Source organism: Corynebacterium sp. TAE3-ERU16, from assembly GCF_019209935.1.
Lineage (GTDB): Bacteria > Actinomycetota > Actinomycetes > Mycobacteriales > Mycobacteriaceae > Corynebacterium > Corynebacterium antarcticum.
In genome coordinates this window covers 76,071-95,935 of record NZ_JAHUTN010000011.1, presented here as the reverse complement: position 1 = coordinate 95,935, position 19,865 = coordinate 76,071, and the positions used below count along the sequence as shown (strand labels likewise).

Annotated in this window: 12 protein-coding genes; 1 reads left to right on the top strand and 11 read right to left on the bottom strand. The window is 68.8% G+C overall.

The genetic code is table 11. The features are described from left to right. Window positions 1-89: 89 nt before the first annotated feature. From purL to KRX55_RS11025, 9 genes are all read right to left on the bottom strand, one after another. Complete coding sequence (purL, locus tag KRX55_RS11065; RefSeq protein ID WP_218407782.1) at window positions 90-2,423, bottom strand: phosphoribosylformylglycinamidine synthase subunit PurL; 2,334 nt, start codon at window positions 2,421-2,423, stop codon at window positions 90-92. A 37-nt stretch (window positions 2,424-2,460) separates the two neighbouring features. Further along, on the bottom strand, window positions 2,461-3,132 hold the full coding sequence (purQ, locus tag KRX55_RS11060) for a phosphoribosylformylglycinamidine synthase subunit PurQ (protein WP_198739394.1): 672 nt from the start codon (window positions 3,130-3,132) through the stop codon (window positions 2,461-2,463). Between the two features lie 5 nt (window positions 3,133-3,137). Continuing rightward, complete coding sequence (gene purS / locus KRX55_RS11055; RefSeq protein ID WP_198736569.1) at window positions 3,138-3,377, bottom strand: phosphoribosylformylglycinamidine synthase subunit PurS; 240 nt, start codon at window positions 3,375-3,377, stop codon at window positions 3,138-3,140. Between the two features lie 246 nt (window positions 3,378-3,623). Then, complete coding sequence (locus tag KRX55_RS11050) at window positions 3,624-8,252, bottom strand: hypothetical protein (RefSeq protein WP_218407781.1); 4,629 nt, start codon at window positions 8,250-8,252, stop codon at window positions 3,624-3,626. A gap of 4 nt (window positions 8,253-8,256) precedes the next feature. Then, window positions 8,257-9,129 (bottom strand): DUF4132 domain-containing protein, encoded by an 873-nt coding sequence (locus KRX55_RS11045; protein ID WP_218407780.1) that lies wholly within the window; start codon window positions 9,127-9,129, stop codon window positions 8,257-8,259. A gap of 146 nt (window positions 9,130-9,275) precedes the next feature. Continuing rightward, the gene (locus tag KRX55_RS11040; RefSeq protein WP_218407779.1) at window positions 9,276-11,066 is read right to left on the bottom strand and encodes an alkaline phosphatase D family protein; all 1,791 of its coding nucleotides are present in this window, start codon (window positions 11,064-11,066) and stop codon (window positions 9,276-9,278) included. A 273-nt stretch (window positions 11,067-11,339) separates the two neighbouring features. After that, window positions 11,340-11,819 (bottom strand): glutathione peroxidase, encoded by a 480-nt coding sequence (locus KRX55_RS11035; protein ID WP_218407778.1) that lies wholly within the window; start codon window positions 11,817-11,819, stop codon window positions 11,340-11,342. A gap of 11 nt (window positions 11,820-11,830) precedes the next feature. Further along, window positions 11,831-13,276: a cation:dicarboxylate symporter family transporter gene (locus KRX55_RS11030; RefSeq protein WP_218407777.1), complete on the bottom strand. Its 1,446-nt coding sequence runs from the start codon at window positions 13,274-13,276 to the stop codon at window positions 11,831-11,833. 324 nt (window positions 13,277-13,600) lie between these two features. Then, window positions 13,601-15,760, bottom strand: coding sequence for a S9 family peptidase (locus KRX55_RS11025; RefSeq protein WP_218407776.1), 2,160 nt, complete (start codon window positions 15,758-15,760; stop codon window positions 13,601-13,603). A gap of 414 nt (window positions 15,761-16,174) precedes the next feature. On the opposite strand from KRX55_RS11025, the gene KRX55_RS11020 reads away from it, so the two are divergent. Next, window positions 16,175-17,869, top strand: a complete 1,695-nt coding sequence (locus KRX55_RS11020) for an SLC13 family permease (protein WP_218407775.1) — start codon at window positions 16,175-16,177, stop codon at window positions 17,867-17,869. Between the two features lie 117 nt (window positions 17,870-17,986). On the opposite strand, the gene KRX55_RS11015 is transcribed toward KRX55_RS11020, so the two are convergent. Both KRX55_RS11015 and KRX55_RS11010 read right to left on the bottom strand, forming a co-directional pair. Beyond that, window positions 17,987-18,781, bottom strand: a complete 795-nt coding sequence (locus KRX55_RS11015; protein WP_370625840.1) for an ABC transporter ATP-binding protein — start codon at window positions 18,779-18,781, stop codon at window positions 17,987-17,989. Further along, window positions 18,775-19,758, bottom strand: coding sequence for a FecCD family ABC transporter permease (locus tag KRX55_RS11010; protein ID WP_370625842.1), 984 nt, complete (start codon window positions 19,756-19,758; stop codon window positions 18,775-18,777). Before KRX55_RS11010 ends, KRX55_RS11015 begins: the two co-directional genes overlap by 7 nt. Window positions 19,759-19,865: the final 107 nt, after the last annotated feature.

Below are 19,865 nucleotides of genomic sequence, written 5' to 3'. Positions count from 1 at the left end.
GGTTCCGCCCCGGGGGTGGGGCGGAAGAAGGTGGAGGGCCCGGTACCGCACCAGCGGCGGTACCGGGCCCTCCACGGGGTGTCCGCGGTCTACTCCACCACGGAGTTCGCTCCGACGGCGTGGCCGAAGATTCCGGGCAGCGTGGCCTGCCAGGCCTCGCGCAACTCGGTGACCGAGACCTCGAGGTCGACCCCACCGCTGACGCGGATGAGCGCGGCGTCGCCGAGTTCGGTGGTGGTGCCGAGCTTGGTGAACGGCACACCCTCGACGCCGGCGCGGCGCTCGAGTTCCTCGGCGTCACCGGGGGCGCAGGCGACGAGGACGCGGGACGCGGACTCGGAGAACAGCGCCACGAAGGGGTCGTCGTGGACGCCGGACAGGTCGATGTCGAGGCCGATGCCGGTGTCCCGGCGGGCGGTCATCGCGAGTTCCGCGAGTCCCTGGGCGAGCCCGCCCTCGGAGAGGTCGTGCGCGGCGGTGATGACCGGGGATGCTCCGTCGTCGACGGTCTGCGCCGAGAGGAGCCGGCACAGCGCGGCCTCGTCGGCGAGGTCCACGGTCGGGGGCATACCGGCGAGCTGGTCGTGGTTGACCTGCTGCCAGATGGAACCGCCGAACTCGTCGCGGGTCTCGCCGAGGAGGTAGAGCACCTCGCCGCCGTCGACGGTGCCGAGCTCGTGCCCGATGCGGCGTTCCACGTCGTCGATGACGCCGAGGACACCGACGACGGGCGTCGGGAGGATCGGCTCGGTGCCGGTCTGGTTGTAGAAGCTGACGTTGCCGCCGGAGACCGGGATGCCGAGTTCGACGCAACCGTCGGCCAGACCGTGGACGGCCTCGCGGAACTGCCACATGACGTCGGGGTTCTCCGGGGAACCGAAGTTGAGGCAGTTCGTGACGGCGACGGGGCGGGCGCCGGTGACGGCGACGTTGCGGTACGCCTCGGCGAGTGCGAGGCGGGCACCGGTCTCCGGGTCGAGCTTGGTGTAACGCCCGGAGGCGTCCGCCGAAACGGCGACGCCACGACCGGTGCTCTCGTCGATGCGCAGCACGCCGGAGTCGGCGTTGCGGGCGAGCACCGTGTTGCCGCGGACGTAGCGGTCGTACTGCTCGGTGATGAACGCCCGGGAGCACAGCGCCGGGGAGGAGATCATCCGCATCCAGGCATCGTGGATCGCGGCGGCGTCGGTGGGCCTGTCCACCTCGACGGGCCGCTGGAGGTCGTCCTGCCAGTCGGGGCGGGCGAAGGGACGCTCGTAGACGGGCCCCTGGTGGGCGATGGTGTGCGCGGGGGCGTCGACGACGGTCTCCCCGCGGTGGGTGATCACGAGGTGGTCGTTGTCGGTGACCTCGCCGATCTCGGCGCAGGCGACGTCCCAGTGGGCGCAGATCTCGAGGAAGCGGTCGACGTTCTCGGGCGCGACGACGGCGCACATGCGTTCCTGCGACTCGGAGGAGAGGATCTCCGCGGCGGTCATGTTCTCGGCGCGCAGGGGTACGGCGTCGAGGTTGACGAGCATGCCGCCGTCGCCGGCGGCCGCGAGCTCACTGGTGGCGCAGGACAGGCCCGCGCCTCCGAGGTCCTGGATGCCGACGACGACGCCGGCGCGGTAGAGGTCGAGACAGCACTCGATGAGGACCTTCTCGGCGAAGGGGTCGCCGACCTGAACGGCGGGGAGCTTGCGCTCGGCGCCTTCCTCGAAGGTGTCGGAGGCCAGCACGCTGACACCGCCGATGCCGTCGAGACCGGTGCGGGAGCCGAACAGCATGACCTTGTTGCCCAGCCCGGAGGCGAAGGCGAGTTTGAGGTCCTCGGTCTTCAGGGTTCCCACGCACAGGGCGTTGACGAGGGGGTTGCCGGCGTAGGAGGCGTCGAAGACGGTCTCGCCGCCGATGTTCGGCAGGCCGAGGCAGTTGCCGTAGAAGCTGATGCCGTCGACGACACCGGGCAGGACGCGGGCGGTGTCGGGGGCGTCGGCCGGGCCGAAGCGCAGCTGGTCCATGACGGCGATGGGGCGGGCGCCCATGGCCATGATGTCGCGGACGATGCCGCCGACGCCGGTGGCCGCGCCCTGGTGGGGCTCGACGTAGGAGGGGTGGTTGTGGGATTCGACGCGGAAGGTGACGGCGTGGCCGTCGCCGATGTCGACGACGCCGGCGTTCTCACCGATGCCGGCGAGGATCTTCGAGTTCATCTCGTCGGTGGTGGTCTCCCCGAAGTAGCGGAGGTGCACCTTGGAGGATTTGTAGGAGCAGTGTTCCGACCACATGACGGAGTACATGGCGAGCTCGGCGTCGGTGGGGCGGCGGCCGAGGATCTCCTTGATCCGGGCGTACTCGTCGTCCTTGAGCCCGAGGCTGGCGTAGGGCTGTTCGGCGTTCGGGTCGGCGGTGGCGGCGTCGACGGTGTCGTTGAAAGTCATGGTGTTTTTCTCCGGTGTCCTTCTCGTGGTGGCGCGGTCAGGCACCGATGTGGCTGATGGCGGACAGGAACAGTTCCAGGCCGTCGGTGGATGGTCCGGTGAGCTTCTCGACGGCGTGCTCCGGGTGCGGCATCAGGCCGACGACGCGGCCGTCGGCGCTGCTGACGCCGGCGATGGCGTTGACGGAGCCGTTGAAGTTGTCGGTGTAGCGGAACACCACGCGGCCCTCGTCCTCCAGCATCTTCACGGTCTCGGCGTCGGCCTGGAAGCGGCCCTCGCCGTGCTTGGCGGGGATGAGGATCTTCTGCCCCTGTGCCAGCGTGTTGGTCCACGCGGTGTCCGCGTTGGCGACCTCGAGATAGGTGTCCACGCAGTGGAAGTGCAGGCCCTCGTTGCGGGTCAGGGCCCCGGGGAGGAGGTGTGCCTCGGTGAGGATCTGGAAGCCGTTGCAGATCCCGAGCACCGGCATGCCCTTGTGCGCGGCGTCGACGACCGCACGCATGACGGGGGCCAGCGCGGAGATGGCGCCGCTGCGCAGGTAGTCACCGTAGGAGAATCCGCCCGGGACGACGACCGCGTCGACGCCCTTCAGGTCCTCGTCGGCGTGCCAGAGTTCGTGGACCTCGGCGCCGGCGATGCGGGCCGCGCGGGCGGCGTCCACGTCGTCGAGGGTGCCGGGGAAGGTGATGACACCGATTTTCGCAGCCACCGGGCTCACGCCTCCCCGCGGACGATGGTGAACGTCTCGATGACGGTGTTCGCGAGCAGGGTCTCCGCGAGGTGGTTCAGCTGCTCGTCGGTGACGGTGTCGTCCACCTCGAGCTCGAAGCGCTTGCCCTGGCGGACGTCCGCGACGCCGTCGATTCCGATTCGTCCCAGGGCACGGTGCACGGCCTGTCCCTGGGGATCGAGGATCTCTGCCTTCGGCATCACATTCACAACTACACGGGCCACGGTGTGTCAGCTCCCTATTTCACTGGTGTCAGGGGTGGTTCCGGTCCACGCGCCGTGGGCCGGGGATAACGGCCTCAAGACTACCGGCTGACGGGGGCGTTCACACAGCTGTCAGGGGGTGCCGCGCACGGTGGTGCACCACCGCCGCCGTCGACGGTGACGGGTCCGCGGCGGAAGCCGCCCCACCGGTGACGTGGGTCACCGGTGGGGGTGGCCGGGGCGCGATGGACGCGGGGTGCCCCTCGTCTACCGGCGCTTCCGGCGGTGGGGCGTGGTGCGGAGCTCCGTGTAGCCGGGTTCATCGCCACCCCGGATGCGCTCCCACACATCGAGGTAGAGCTCGGCCGGGGGAACGACCTGCGGACATCCGGGGATCATGCCGTGCACGCGGTCGTCCTCCCACAGCAGGTGGTGGGGGACCTTCCACACCTCCATCGGGCGGTCGGGGCCGGACGCCTCCATCCAGCCCCCGGGGAGGAACCTCGTCCGGGTGGCGCCCCTGCGCCTGGCCTCGATCACCAGTCCCCGCTGCTGCAGCTCGGTGGCGGCTGCGTCGATGTCCTTCCCGGTCCACCCGTTGAGTTCCCGGATGAGCCTGTCGTCGGGGGCGGTCAACGCGAGGAGCTCCAGCCAGTAGCGGGCGGCGTCCGTACCCAGTCCCCTGGTCTCCGCGACCTCCTGCACCAGGTGCGGGACGGCCACCACCGGATCCCACCGGCGCGGGTCCGGGAGGAACCCACCGGATTCGAGCCAGCTGATGAGGTCGTCCGTGCCTCCGGCGGCGACGACCCGGGCGAGAACGGGAACGGGCTGGTCGTCCACCAGCTCCCGGCTGTTGTCGGGCCCGGGGACGGGGACCAGCCGGTCCCATTCCCTCCGCCGGGCCTCGGGACATCCCCGCACCCAGTCCGCGGCCGCCCTCATCTGCCGGGCGATCCAGGCTGCCTCGTCGGCGCTGATGCGGCACTCGACCGCGATGGTGATCAGCAGGCCGAGATAGCTGTCCCGGACGCCGCCGTCGTCGACGACCTCCCCGCCACGCAGCAGCCGGCGGATGTTCCGCTCCTCTGGTTCTGCCTGCCTCCCGACGAGAAGGTCCAGGTCTTCGTCGCTCAGTCGGACCGCGGGTTCGCCGAGAACGCGACCGGTCGCGGCGATCACCGCGTCGGTGTCCGGGTGCCCGGCGGTGAATGCCGCGGGGTCGTCGGGGTCGACCGCGGCGGCGAGGATCGCCGCGCACTCCTCGGGCTCGAACTGGTCGATGATCTCGCGCGCCGTCTTCGACTGCTGCACGGTCAGCCCCAGCAGTGCGCGCTCCTCCTTCGTCTCCCGGTGGGTGGGGGGAAGGGGGGCGCCGAGGAGCCGGAACAGGACCCGGGCAGGTACGCCGCTCGCCCGGGCGATGGTGTCGACGCCGGTTTGAAGCGCCTCCCGGCGTTCCACCGCGTCCCGGGGATCCTGCGCGTCGGCGGCATCGAGTACGGCGGTGAGTGCGGCCGCGCCGAGGGAGGTGTCCGCACCGTCCCCGAGGTCGACCCCCATCCAGTGCCGCCTGTCCTCCGGCGCGAGCAGCACGATCCGGTCGCCCCGACCGGTGGATCCGGTGCAGTTGTGGTCGTACCGGTAGCTGATGACGACGCAGTCGTCGTGCCACCCCTCGTAGAGGGTCTCGGTGGAGTCCACGGCGTCGGCCGGAACCTCGACGTAGCGCCAGCCGTTGCACACCAGTCCGGCCTTCAGCAGAGAACGGACGAACCCCACGGCCTCGTGGCGCAGCTCCGGCGACAGGCACGGTGCGGCGACGAGGGCGGTGAGCGCCCGCTCGTTGCCGATGAAGCCGATGCCCCAGTTGATGCGGTCCCATTCCCCGTAGCCGTAGCTGTGCAGCTCATTCCTCCGGATGGCGCGCCCCAGCCCGGTGAGGAGTGCCCCGTAGTTGTTGAGCCCGCCACCACCGGTCCCCAGGTAGCCGTGGATGTAGGCGTCGAGTTCCTCGCTGATGTCGGGGACCCGGACCTGTCTGTCGACCGGGGGGTGGATTCCGTTCATCGTCTGCGACAGTTCCGCGCTGCGCCGCACGAGCCCGTCGACGGCGTCGATGATCACGGTGTCCCGGGTCCCGAGGCACTCGGCGATGAGTTCGCGCCGGTGACCGGGGGTGAGACCGTCGTCGAGCAGCGGGGCGACGTCGCCCGCGGTGACGGTGCGCAGCCTGGCGCTGAGGGTCTCATCGCGGGCGGAGAGGAAGTGGAGACAGGTGTCCGGGAGATGGTCGAGGTAGCTGTGGCGGCCGTCCCCCTCGAGACTCAGCGGGAGCCTGCGTCCGGTGTCCGCGTCGATGAATCCGTCGGCGCAGTTGACGACGACTCCCCCGCCCGGGCGGGCGATCGCCGTGGTCGGGCTGAGCCGCCGGTCCCGGGGAATACGGAATGTCCCCAGCGGGCCGATGATGTGGTGGTACGGGCCGTGATCCACCGGGAAGTTCAGGTGCCAGCCGCCGCAGTGCCCGGTGAGGCTGTCCGCCGTGGTGTCGGTGATGACGGGCAGACAGGTGGCGTACTCCAGCCTGTGCACCGTGTCCCGGTCCGCGTCGGGGTCGTCGGGGTACTCCCACACCGCGGGCGGAAGAACACCCAGGTCGAGGTCGCCGACGGGAACACCGAGTTCGGTGAGTCGCTCGGGCCAGAGCCGCAGGTCGATCTCCCCGAGGCTCTCGCCGGTCCGGGGATCGAAGCGCGGGCAGGCGTTGTGCACCAGGGACCTCACGCCGACGACGGCCGACGGGGTGACCAGCACGGGTGACTGCCAGCGGTTCGCGGTGACGTCGCCGACGGTGATCAACCCGTTCGCGGTGATCCGGCCGGCGTCGATCTCCCAGCTGGCCGAACCCTCCACCGACGTGACGAGCTCCCCGGTGTCGTGTCCCTCATCGTCACCGCTCCAGAAGACACTCTCCTCGTGCGCGTACCGGGCTTTGTAGCTGACCCGGACGCGCCCGCCCACCGTCCGCACGCCGACGACCTCGCCGACCTCCCCGGGGACGCGCAGCTCGGACACGATGCCGTCGGCGTCGAACACCACGACGAATCCGCCGCAGCTGACGGCGTGCAGCGGCCAGCTCTCGTGGATCCTCAGGGGGTCGAACTCCCGGTCACCGGGCACGGTGCGGCGGGTGTCGGTGTCGGCGGCGAGGGTGCGCACACGCTCCACCGCCGCCTCCAGGGCGGGGAAGGTGTACTCCACCGCCAGTCCCGAGCGGAGCGCCGTGGCGAGCTCCTCGGCCCGGTCGAAGGCGAAGATGCGCTCGATCGCATCGGGGTTGAACTCGTCGATCCTGGAGTCCCGCAGCCGTTTGACCGGCCCGTCGAGGAATCGCTCGAGCGCCTCGAAGCTCCCGGCGGCGGTTGCGCGCTCCGCCGCGAAGTCGGCCAACCGCATGTTCAGCAGCGCGGTCGCGCCGGGGTGGCCGAGCACGGTGTCGGCGTGGTGCGTGAGGAAACCGGGGTCGAGGCTCCGGGCGGCGACAGGCCCGAGAACCGGGTCGGCGGCGAGGTGACCCAGATCTCTGCGCGGTTGTCCGGCGTCCTCGTGCTCCCCCTCCAGCCAGCACAGCCACGGTTCGTCGAGGGTGTCGGCCCGCACCGGGTCGTGGAAGGACCGGGGCGCGAAGACCACTCCGGCGGCGCACAGCGTGTCGAGGAGGTCGAGGCTGAGGTTCCGGAGGCAGCGGGAATCGCTCCGCCTGCCCGCGAGAGCGGCGTGGCCGGCGTCGACGGCCTCGATCAGGTGCGGGGTGGCGGGTACCTCCCCGGCCGCACCGCCACGGAGCTCATCGACCAGGCGGAGGAGCAGGTCACCGGTGGCTCGGGGATCGGCGGTGACGGACCGCCAGATCCCGCTGTCCCGGAGCAGGAGGAGGTAGTCGTCGACCCCGAGTTCGCGGGGGCACGCCTCGAGGAACCACGACGCCGTCTCCGGGTGCCGTCCGATGTGGCGGATCAGGGAGTCCCGTACGGAGTCGAAGAACTCCGCCGGCGCCCGACGCACGGCCACGAGTCCGACCACGTTCCCGAGCAGCAGCTCATCCACCCGGTCGGGGTCAAGCCCCGCGGCGGCGCCGACGTCGCGGAGATCGCGGGCGAGATCGGCGTAGGGGGGCTGGCCGCCGGCGGCGATCCGGGCGGTGTTGAGGTCGAGGAGGTGGTCGAAGGCGTCGCGGGGATCGGTGAAACGCCGGACGGCGGCCCCGGCCTCGGCGGTCATCTCGCGGGCCCCCACGATGCCCAGGGACGAGAACTCGGTGAATACGGCGCGGTGGCGGTCGGGATCGACGGGAATGTCGTGCGCGCGTTCGATCTCGCGGGCACGACCGAAGAACCGCAGGGCCGCGGCGTCGTTGCCGACGTCATGGAGGATGCGCGCGATCTCCTCGAAGAGCGGCGGGACGAGGTGTGGGGCCGAGGCCGTGAGTTCGGCGGCGAGTTTCTCGAAGCGCTTCTTCACGTCCCCCGGTCGCGAGTGCGCCACCCGGCGCGCCCATTCGACGTCGTCCACGAGGTTCAGGGCCTGCCGGGTGTTGTCCGGGTCCACCAGGATCGGCCAGGCCGGGAAACCGATCGCCGTCGGCCGTATCTGTCCTGCCGTGGTGGTGCGTGTGCGGGTGAAACCCTGGGCGGCCAGCGCGGTGTCCTCGGCCTCCAGCAGGGGTTCCGCGACGAGCCGAACGATGGTGTGCGCGGACGAGGCATAGGTCGCGGCCACCAGAGGGACCGTCCGGGCGTCGACGGGCGGATCCGCTTCCGGGGGCAGGATCGCACCGCGGCTGAGTTCCGGGTCGACGGCGTGCGGGGCGGACATCGCTTCTCTGTCGGTCATGGCCCTACCATCCGTCCGATTCGGTTTCCGGGGTGCTGCCGGCGTGGATGTACTCCGCCATGCGGATCGCCTCGGAGTAGGCGACCGGTCCGACGTACTCCGGGCTGATCGTCCGCCCGTCGCGTTCGAAGTACAGGTGGTCGAGGTCCACACCGTCGTCGGGTCCGTAGGTCCTCAACTCGAGGACCGCTGTGGTCAGCTCACCTGATTCCCGTACCGTGACGCGGATACCGTCGAGACCGGCGACGAACCCGGCGTCGCGGGCGCGTTCGAGGAGCTCGGAGGTTTCCTCGTAGGTGCCGTCCGCGTAGGCGCCGAGGGAGGCCCGCAGCGTCTCCTCGTCCCCGGGCCTGGGGTGTGTCTCGCGGAAGAGCTGTTCGGTGTTCTGGTGGATCCCCGAGCCGACGGCGAGCTCGCGCCAGACGGCGATTCCGGGTATCTCGGCCGGGTGCGGGAAGTTCAGCGTCCCGGTGCCGGTGACGGCCAGGGTGGTGATCGTGCCGTCCGGACCGACCAGGTGCAGCCCGCGGTCATCGACGTCGTGCAGCAGACCGGTGACGGTGCCGGAGTGGATGAGGAGACCGGCCAGCCAGTGGCGCCAGGCGTTGTCCTCCCAGACGGCCGCGATCAGGGCGAGGGGGACCTCCCCGCCGTTCAGGAACCAGCCGAGGACCGTGGACCGGCATCTCTCGTCGTGCCGGACGAGCAGCTCGCGGGTGGCGCTGAGCGTGTCGAACGCCCCGGTCTTCCGCGCCTTGGCGGGGACTGTCTTCAGCGGTTTCCCGCGGGCGTTGCGGCAGCGGATCTCCCCGCCGTCCAGCGCCAGCTGGTAACCGTCGGCGTCGATCCACTGCAGTTCGGGGGCACTGTCGCTCATGGGGATCCCTCAATCCGGGAAGGTACGGAAGGACGCACCGTGACGACACGTCCCCGGGACCGGGGCCGTGAAGGTTCCTCTGCGAAAAACACTACATCGACGGCCCACCTGCGGTCACCGGTGTTTCGACCGCGGTTGCCCCCTAGTCACCCGAACGCCGAGCGGACCACGTCGACGGGAGCGTCCACCCGGTAGGTCCCGGGGTGTCCCGCCGCGGTGGCGTAGCTCTGCGCCCAGTAGGAGGGGGCGTCGGGATCGAGGACCGTGGCGGTGTGGAACCAGTCGGCCTGGGTGCGTTCGGGCGTGACGTCGACGCAGAGGTAGCCGTGGTAGCGCAGGTCTATCCACTTGAACCAGGGGTCGAGATCCCGCAGCGTCCGCTGCGCGGGCTCCATCGCGGGAGCCGTGACACCCTCGTACATGTGGTCCTTCGTGACGGTGTCGAAGACGGAGGCGCCCGTGATCGACGGGGCGACGAATTCGGTCGCCGCGACCTCCCCGCCGCGCATCCGGCGGTAGGAGAAGGCGTCGCGGGGGATGTCGGCGGCCCAGGATGTGTGGATGTCACCGGTGAGGAACACCACGTCGGTCCGTCCTGCGGCGACGATGGCCTCGATGAGGCGCTGACGTTCCGCCATGTAACCGTCCCACTGGTCGGTGTTCACCGCGAGTCCGCCCGGCGGGATCCCTAGTTGGTTGACCAGCCAGTCGTGGATGACGGGATCGAGGGTGTCGGGGATGGTCAGCGGCGCGAACATCACCTCGTTGCCGATCATCTGCCACTGGGCGGTCGATGTGGTCACGGCGTCGGTGAGCCAGTCGAACTGGGTCTGCCCGAGCATGGACCGGGAGTCCTGTCCGACCGCGCGGAGGAAATCCGGGTCGGTGACGTTCGCCGGCCCCTGTTCGACCTGAACGTCCCGGTAGCTGCGCAGATCCGGGATGATCAGCTCCATGAGGCTGCCCCACCGCAGGGTGCGGTAGAGGTGCCGGTCATCCGCGGCCCCCTGGGTGCGCACGGGCATCCACTCGAAATAGGCGCGGGTGGCGGCGGATTTGAGTTCCGCGAATTCGGGTCCGGACCACCCGTTGTCCCCCGTCGCTCCATCCCGCCAGGTGTTGTCGGCGAACTCGTGGTCGTCCCAGATGCAGACCATCGGTTTCGCGGCGTGCAGGTCGGCGAGGTGCGGGTCCCGGTGGTAGCAGCCCTGCCGGATCCGGTAGTCCGTGAGACTCACCGTCCGGTTCGGCGGCTGGACGGGTCGGGCGACGGTGCCGTATGCCCCGGTGTAGCCACCGGTCTCGTACTCGTAGGTGTAGTCGCCGAGGTGCAGCACGAACTCGATGTCCTCGCGCGCGACCAAGTCGCGGTAGCCGAGGAAGAACCCGGCCTCGTAGTTGGCGCAGCTGGTGACACCGAAGCGGACGTTGGCGGTGCGCTCGAAGCGCCCCGGCGCGGTCCGGGTGCGCCCCGTCCGGGACACGGAGCCGACGGCGGGGCCGTCGAGGACGGTGAAGCGGTAGAAGTACGTCGTCGCGGGGGCCAGTCCGGTGACGTCGACCTTCACCGTGTGGTCGAACGCGGCGCTCGTGTGTTCGCTGCCGCTGCGGACGATGCGGCTGAACCCGGGGTCGAGTGCAACCTCCCACCGCACGGCGGTGGTGTCGCCGAGCCCGGAACCGGGGGTCGCCTCGGGTGTGGGGGTGACGCGGGTCCAGATGATGACGGCGTCCGGGAGTGGGTCACCGGACGCGACGGAGTGCAGGAAGGCGGAGCCGTCCGGGGTGGCCGGATCGGCGTACGCGACGGGCATCTCGGACGCGATGCGGGTTCCCGCGAGTGCCGCGCCGGCGAGGGCGGTGCTCCGGAGGAAGGTGCGGCGGTCGAGACCACGGATCTCTGCTCGACTGTGCGAAGGACGTGCGGCGTGCGGCATTCTCGGGTTCCCTGGGCTGGTCCGGTGGGTGGCTGCCTCCGGGGGAATGGGTCCGCCCGGGGGTACCGCAGCACGGTATCAATGTCCGGGAAACGGGACCGGCGGTGTTTGTGCGGTCCAGATCCATTCGCCGGGTCATGTCACCGGGACGTCCGCGGCATTTCACCGGGTTTTCACCGGGCGGCCGGGCCGGGGTCATCGCACGGGGGTGGGGGCAGGGCGGAGGTAACGGGCGTGCGGCGACGGTGTCCCCTCCCCACCCGGCCCCCGCGGTCAGATCGGGAGGTTCGCCTCGATCAGTTCGATGATCTCGTCGTCCTCCGGATCGGTGCGGGGATCGAAGCGTCCGAGGACCTCCCCCGCCTCATCGACGACGAACTTCTCGAAGTTCCAGGAGATGTCCTCCCCACCGGTCTCCTTCTTGAGGAAGGTGTAGAGGGGGTGCTCGTTCTCCCCGTTGACGTCCGTCTTGGCGAGCAGCGGGAAGGACACACCGTACGTCGAGGAGCAGAACTCGGCGATCTCCCCGGCGTCGCCCGGCTCCTGCGCGCCGAACTGGTTGCAGGGGACACCGATGACGAAGAAGCCGCGCATGCGGAATTCGTCGTAGACGTCCTGCAGCCCCTCGTACTGTCCGGTCAGACCGCACTCGCTGGCGGTGTTGACGATGAGCAGGACGTGGCCGGCCCAGTCGGCCATGGTGGTGTCACGGCCGTCGAGGGTGGTCACGGGAATGTCGTGGAGGGAACTCATACCTTCCGAGTCTAGTGGCTCCGGTAGGCGTCCAGGTCCACCTGCGGGGTGGGCTGGAGCCGCTCCGTGGCGGGATTGACCACGGTCGGGTTCTTCAGGTCGACGGTGTCGTCCACCTCGGACTCGATGTAGGGGATCTTCCCGTCGAGGACGTCGTGGACGCGCTGGCTGTCGATCGTCCCGGTCCAGCGGCCGACCAGCAGGGTGGCCACGGCGTTGCCGGAGAAGTTGGTAAGTGCGCGGGCCTCGGACATGAACCGGTCGATGCCGACGATGATGCCGACGCCGTCGAGGAGCTCGGGGCGGTGGGACTGCAGGCCGGCTGCGAGGGTGGCGATACCCGCACCGGAGACGCCCGCGGCGCCCTTGGACGCGATGATCATGAAGACGAGCAGGCTGATCTGCTCACCCATGGCGAGCGGCTTGTTCATCGCGTCGGAGATGAAGATCGACGCCATGGTGAGATAGATCGCCGTGCCGTCGAGGTTGAAGGAGTAACCGGTGGGGACGACGATGCCGACGGTGGGCTTCTCGACGCCGATGTGCTCCATCTTGCGCATGAGGTTCGGCAGGGCGGACTCGGAGGACGACGTCGCGACGATGAGCAGGTACTCGCGGGCCAGGTACTTCGCCAGCTTGAAGATGCTGAAGCCGCCGAAGACGCGGAGCACGGCGCCGAGGACCCCGAAGATGAAGATCACGCAGGTGATGTAGAACGCGATCATGAGGATCGCGAGCTGCTTGACCGCGTCGATGCCGGTGGCGCCGACGACGCCGGCGATGGCGCCGAACGCGCCGATCGGGGCGAGCCACAGGATCATCGTCAGCATCTTGAACACGAGCTTCTGCAGGTGCGCGATGCCGGCGAGGATCGGTTCCCCGGTGCGCCCGAGCGACTGGAGGGCGAACCCGACGAGGAGGGCGATGAAGAGGGTCTGCAGGACGGAACCGGAGGTCAGCGCGGAGAAGATCGTCTCGGGGATGATCGACTGGATGAAGCCGATGGTGCCGCCGCCGTGCTCGGCCTTGGAGGCGAAGCTCTGTCCCGCGTCCCGGGTGGCCTCGATGTTCAGGCCGTCACCGGGCTGGATCAGGTTCCCGACGAGCAGGCCGATGCCGAGGGCGAAGGTGGACATCGTGATGAAGTAGGTGAGCGCGATGCCGCCGGCCTTGCCGACGGAGGCCGCCGCCCGGACGGAGCCGATGCCGAGAACGATGGTGCAGAAGATCACCGGGGAGATCATCATCTTGATCAGGGACACGAACATCGTGCCGACGACCTTGAAACCGGCGGCGGTCTCGGGGGCGATCAGACCGAAGGCGATGCCCGCGATGACGGCGACGATGACCGCGATGTAGAGCCAGTGGGTGCTGTCCTTCTTCGTCTTCGGCTCGGCGATACGCGGGCCGGAGGCGGTGGGACCCTGCGCGGCGGGCAGGGAACCGGATTGCGTCATGGGAGGTCCATTCATGAGCGGGGCCGGAGGCTGGCTCCGGCCCGTGGCGGGTTGGTACATGGCCGGGGTGCGCCCGGCGATGTGGTGACAGTACGCCCACGGCCACCCCGGGGCAACGCCCCCGGAACCGAATCTCCTACGCCGATCGGGCGTCAGCAGACCACCCCGATCTACGGCCTGCTCAGACCCGGCAGCAAAAACGCTGTATTCAGGGGGTATACCAGCAGATACCCCTGCCCGACAACCCCCTCAATCACCCCCATGCGGGGTCGACGGTCCCAAGCCACCCGGGCATGAACGGATGTCGGCACGCATCACTGCGGGTCACTCGGTGCGGCCCGTCGCCTGGTTGATCAGCCAGGCGTACTCGAACGCGGTCTGCCGCCAGCGCTCGTAGCGGCCGGAGACCCCGCCGTGCCCCGCGGACATCTCCGTACGCAGCAGGAATTCGCCCGCCGTCGCGGTGACGCGGAGCTTCGCTATCCACTTCGCCGGTTCGACGTAGAGCACCCGGGTGTCGTTCAGCGAGGTCACGGCGAGGATGTTCGGATAGGGCCTGGCCCCGATGTTCTCGTAGGGGGCGTAGGAGGCCATGTACTCGTACGCGGTCTTGTCGTGCAGCGGGTCCCCCCATTCCTCCCACTCGGTGACGGTGAGCGGCAGTTCCGGCATCAGCATGCTCGTCAGGGGGTCGACGAACGGCACGATCGCCTCGATCGCCCGGAACCGGTCGCCGCCCATGTTCGCGACCGCGCCCATGAGCAGGCCGCCCGCGGACCCCCCGAGGGCGACGAGCTGGTCGCGGGTGGTCACGCGCCGGTCCAGGAGGTCGTCCGCGACATCGATGAAGTCGGTGAAGGTGTTCTTCTTCGACATCGTCTTGCCGTTGTCATACCAGAGGCGGCCCATCTCCCCGCCGCCGCGGATGTGGGCGAAGGCGGTGATCATGCCGCGGTCGAGCATCGACAGCCAGGACACCGAGAAGCCCGGGTCCATGGAGGATTCGTAGGACCCGTACCCGTAGAGCAGCGTCGGGTTCGGACGGGTCAGGTCGAGATCGGTGCGGTGCAGGAGGGACACGGGGATCCGGGCGCCGTCGCGGGCCGTGACCCACAGGCGGGTCGCCGTGTAGTCCCGCGGGTCATAGCCGCCGCGGACCTCCTGTTCCTTCAGCAGCACCCGTTCGCCCGTCGCGACGGTGTAGTTGTACAGCTGCGCCGGGGTGACGAAGGAGGTGTAGCTGAGCCGGATGACGGGGGCGTCCCACTCGGGCTGCCCGCCGGCGCCGACACTGCTCAGTTCCTCGTCGAAGCGGATCTCCTCGAAGGTGCCGTACCCGTCCGCGCCATCCAGCCGCATGACCGCGACCCGGCCGATGGCCCCGGCGCGGTAGGCGAGGACGATGAAGTCGCGGTACGTGTCGACGCCCTCGATCCGGACGTCGTCACGGTGCGGCACCAGCTGGCGCAGCGAGCGCAGGTCAGTGAATTCACCGACGGCGCACTCCCCGACCGCGAAGTTCGGCCCGTCGGCGTTGTGGGTGACCAGCCAGCGGTCCTCACCCCCGATGACCGCGTGGTCGACGTCGTACTCGATTCCGTTCTCGCGTGGGAGCAGACACCGGAACTCACCCGTCGGGTCGTCCATGTCCAGCACCCAGGTCTCGCTCGTGGTCTTGGACCCGGTGCTGATGATCACGAATCTCTCACTGCGGGAGGTCCCGACGCCGGTCCAGAACCGTTCGTCCGGCTCGTGGAACACCCGTACGTCATGCTCCATCGGGGTACCCACCCTGTGCCGCCAGACGGAGTCCGGACGCCAGGCCTCGTCGACACGCTGATAGAAGATGTAGTCCTCCCCCACCCACGTCGCACCGTAGGAGATGCCCTCCAGTCGGTCCTCGAGGAGCTGACCGGTCCGGAGGTCCTTGATCCGGAGGGTGAAGCGCTCGTCGCCGGTGGTGTCCACCGAGTAGGCGAGGTAGCGGCCTGAACGGGTCACACTCGACGCCCCGAGGGCGAAGAACTCGTGCCCCTCGGCGAGTTCGTTGGAGTCGAGGATGACCGTCTCCCCTTCGAGCGTGCCGTCCTCGGGGACGACCGGTGGCACCCAGGCGTCGGCCCCGGGTTCCGCGGGAACCCTGCAGGAGATGCCGTAGCTCGACCCCTCGACGGTCCGCCCGAAGTACCACCACCCGCCGGAACGGGTGGGGACGGACATGTCCGTCTCCTTCACACGGGATTTGATCTCGGTGAAGATGTTCTCCCGCAGAGCGTCCAGATCGGCGGTCATCACGTCGGTGTAGGCGTTCTCCGCACGCAGATGGGCGAGGGTCTCCTCCGACTCCTTGTCCCGCAACCACTCGTAGTCGTCCACGAGGCGGTAACCGTGGTGCTCCCGGATGATCGGGTGCCGGGCCGCCAGCGGCGGCTGCGCGGTGTTCGTTTCGTCGGCTTGTCGTACTCCGGAATCTGCGGTGTCCATTGTGCCGATGCTACCCGCCGACCCCGTCGAACGCCGGTCCGGTTCCGCCCGCCCGACCAGTGGGCGCGGAGAATCACACCGCGTTCCCTTGTCAGCTGATCGACAGCATAAGCACAGGAAAATAAACCCCCCTTTAGCCACCCCCGACATTTCAGTTTTAGGTAGCACTGACCACCGGTTTCGCCACACCTCAGAGACCGGAGCCATACTGCAGAGTCGATTGTTACCTGTCAAACAGGCTCTCACGTTACATTTAGGTTGAACACCGTCTCGCCCCGGAAGCAGACGGAGTACCTGCACCGCGCCCCCGGAACCAGATGACGGCCCCGGTCCGGATGCCCGGTTCCGCTGTCGTAGTGGAACACCGACCACCAGCAGGCACCCGCTGTGACGCACACAGTTGAAAGAGGCACCATGTCCAAACCGATCGACAACATCGGCGACCACGAGTCCATCGTGTCGCACCCCTATCTCTCAGCGAAGTCACATGGTGACGTCGACCCGTTCGAACACCACGACATCGGTCCCGGCGCACCCGAGAAGTCCCCGGGGCAGCTGGCCGAACCCGCGGAGCGCAAGGAGGTGATCCGGCAGCGGGTGGGGCTCATCGCCGGTGTGGTCCTGGCTGCGCTGGTCTACTGGATCATGCCCCAGGAATCCACCACCCACGAGATGCGCTCCACCGCGGCCATCGCCGTCCTGATGGGTGCGTGGTGGATGACGGAGGCGATCCCGATCCCGATCACCGCGCTCCTGCCGCTGGTGCTGTTCCCGGCCTTCAACGTGGCCCAGATCAAGGAGTTCTCCGGCGCCTACACATCCTCGGTGATCTTCCTGTTCATGGGCGGGTTCATGCTGGCGCTCGCGATGCAGCGCTGGAATCTGCACCGGCGCATCTCCCTGCACATCGTCAAGATGATGGGGACCTCCTCCGCGACGATCATCCTCGGATTCATGATCGCCACGGGTTTCCTCTCCATGTGGGTGTCCAACACCGCGACCGCCGTGATGATGCTGCCCATCGGTGTCTCCGTGCTCACCCTGATCAACAACAGCCTCGACGCCGACAAGCGCCGCGAACTGGGCGAGGATCCCGCCGCCCTGGACGATTCCGAGGGCGGCCCGGCGGAGCCGCCGAAGACGAACTTCGGTATCGCCCTGATGCTGGGCATCGCCTACGCCGCGTCCATCGGCTCGCTGGGCACCATCATCGGTACCCCGCCGAACACGCTGCTCGCCGGCTACATGGCGGATCAGGGACATCCCATCGGTTTCGGTGAGTGGATGCTCGTCGGAGTGCCGCTCGCCGTCGTCCTCATGCTCGTCTGCTGGTTCGTCCTGGTGAAGGTGCTGTTCAAGCCCGAGGTCGACCACATCCCGGGCGGCCGGGAGATGATGAACCGGGAGCTCGAGGCCATGGGGTCGATGTCCACCGGTGAAAAGCTCGTCGGAGTCATCTTCGTTCTCGCCGCGGCATCCTGGATCGGCATCCCGCTGCTGTTCAAGGGCTCGACCTTCGCGGACAACTTCAGCTCCGCCGTGATCGCCATGGTCGTCGGTATCCTGCTGTTCATCATCCCCGCGGACCTGAAGAAGGGCACACCGCTGCTCGACTGGCACACCGCCCTCGAGCTGCCCTGGGGCGTGCTCCTGCTCTTCGGTGGTGGACTGGCGCTGTCCAAGCAGTTCTCCGGCACCGGACTCTCCGAGTGGATCGGTACCCGTGTCGGATACCTGGACAGCCTGCCGATCTTCCTGCTGATCCTCGTGGTCGCCGGTATCGTCCTGATCCTCACGGAGTTCACGTCCAACACCGCGACCGCGGCCACATTCCTTCCCGTCGTCGGTGGCGTCGCCGTCGGACTGGGTATGAACCAGATGTACCTGGCCATCCCGGTCGCGCTGGCCGCGACCTCCGCCTTCATGCTGCCCGTGGCCACCCCGCCGAACGCCATCGCCTACGGCTCCGGCTACGTGTCCATGAACAACATGGTCAAGACGGGTATCTGGCTGAACCTCATCGCCCTGGTCCTGATCACGGTCCTCGTGATGACCATCGGCGTGGCGGTGTTCGATCTCAATGTGCCGTTGACGACGACCGCGGCCTGATCCATCGCCGGTGCACGCCGACCGTGCAGCGGCCACCACGAGAACGGCGCCCACCTCCCGGCCGGGGGTGGGCGCCGTTCTCTCGCTGCCCGGGGCGGAGATCGGCCGGCCCGGGGCTCAGACCGCGACCGGGGCGACCACGGGGACTCCACCGTGGTCGAGGATCTCCGCATCCACGCCGTACACCTCGGCCAGGAGCTCCGGGGTGAGAACCGTGCGGGGCTCCCCCTGTGCGACGACGCGACCGTCCTTCATCACCAGCAGTTCGCCGCAGAAGCGGGCCGCCAGGTTGATGTCGTGGATGGCCATGAGCACCACTGCACCGCTCTCCGCGGCCCGGCGTCTGATCATCTCCAGCAGGAACAGCTGGCGGTGCAGGTCGAGCGCGGACGTGGGCTCATCGAGCAGCATCACGTCGGGTCGTGCGACGAGCATCTGAGCCACCGCGGTGAGCTGACGCTGCCCGCCGGACAGTTCGGAGATGTATCTGCCGGCGAGCTCCCCGATGGAGAGTTCCGTCATCGCCCGACCCGCCAGTTCCACGGCGGGGATGTCGATGCCCCGGACACTGCGGGCCCGACGTGCGGCGATCAGTACCGTCTCGAACGCCGTCAGTGCCGCGGTGTCAGGCAGGTCCTGAGGTACGTAGCCGACGATCCGGCGCAGGGAACGCCCGTCGCGTGTCACGCCGTCCACCCGCGCGCGGATGGTCCCCCCGACCGTCCCGTGGATGCCGGCGATGGACTTGATCAGCGTCGACTTACCGGATGCGTTCGGACCGAGGAGCCCGACGACATGCCCACCGGAAACGGGGGTCGCGGTGAAATCCTCGATGACGCGCCTGCGCCCGTACCCGACGGTGAGGCCGGACAGTTCGAGAACAACGCGGGAGCCACGGTTGTCGTTCACCACATCGACCTCCTCCGGGACATGATGATGGCGATGAAGCTCGGGACACCCACGAGTGCGGTGATGATGCCGATGGGGATGGCCACTCCCGGAACGATGATGAGGCTGACGGCGTGCGCCGCCGAGAGCATCAGCGCGCCCGCGGCGAGCGAGGCGGGGATGAAGTAGCGCTGATCCTCCCCCACCAGGGTGCGGGCGACATGCGGACCGACGAGACCGACGAATCCGATCACCCCGGAGAACGCGACCGTGGTGGCGGCGATCAGGGAGACCATGACGAGCACGACCACACGGAGCCGGGCGACGTTGACCCCCATCGCCGTCGCCCGCGCATCGCCGAGACGCAGGGCGGTCAACCGCCAGGACAGCACCCCGAAGATCGGGAGGGAGACGCCCAGCACGACGGCCATGATGGTGTTGCCCGCCCAGGTGGCGCGGGTCAGGGACCCCATCGTCCAGAAGACGATCTGCTGGAGTGCCTCGGTGGTGGCGCGGTACTGCATGAGAGCGAGCAGAGCCTGGAAGAGAAACACCAGGGCGATACCGAGAAGGATCATCGTCTCGGCACTCGCCCCCCTGACCACGCTGGCCACGACGATGAGACCGGTGGCCACGATGGCGGCCACCCACGCCGTCGCGGCCAGGTTGAACTGGGGTTGATCGATGATGACGACACCGAGGACGATCGCCGCTGCACCGCCGAACGCCGCCGCGGCCGACACCCCGAGGGTGAAGGGCTCGGCGAGAGGGTTCCCCAGGATGGTCTGCATCTGGGCACCTGCGAGTGAAAGTCCCATACCGACGAGGACGGCCATCACCGACATCGGCAGGCGCAGACGCCAGAGGACGGTGCGTCCGGTCGAGTCGAGGGAATCCGGGTTGACCAGGCCGACGATGACGTCACGGACACTGAGGTCTATCGGCCCGACGATGGTGGAGATGATGAATGCACCGACGGCGAGCACGGTGAGGAGCGCTATGACGAACCACCGGAATCTGGCGGTTCTGCGGTGGTCGGCGACGATGTCGCCGACGCCCGGCGCGGTTGACGGGGATGCGTGCACCCCGCCGGGAGGCGGTCCCGACG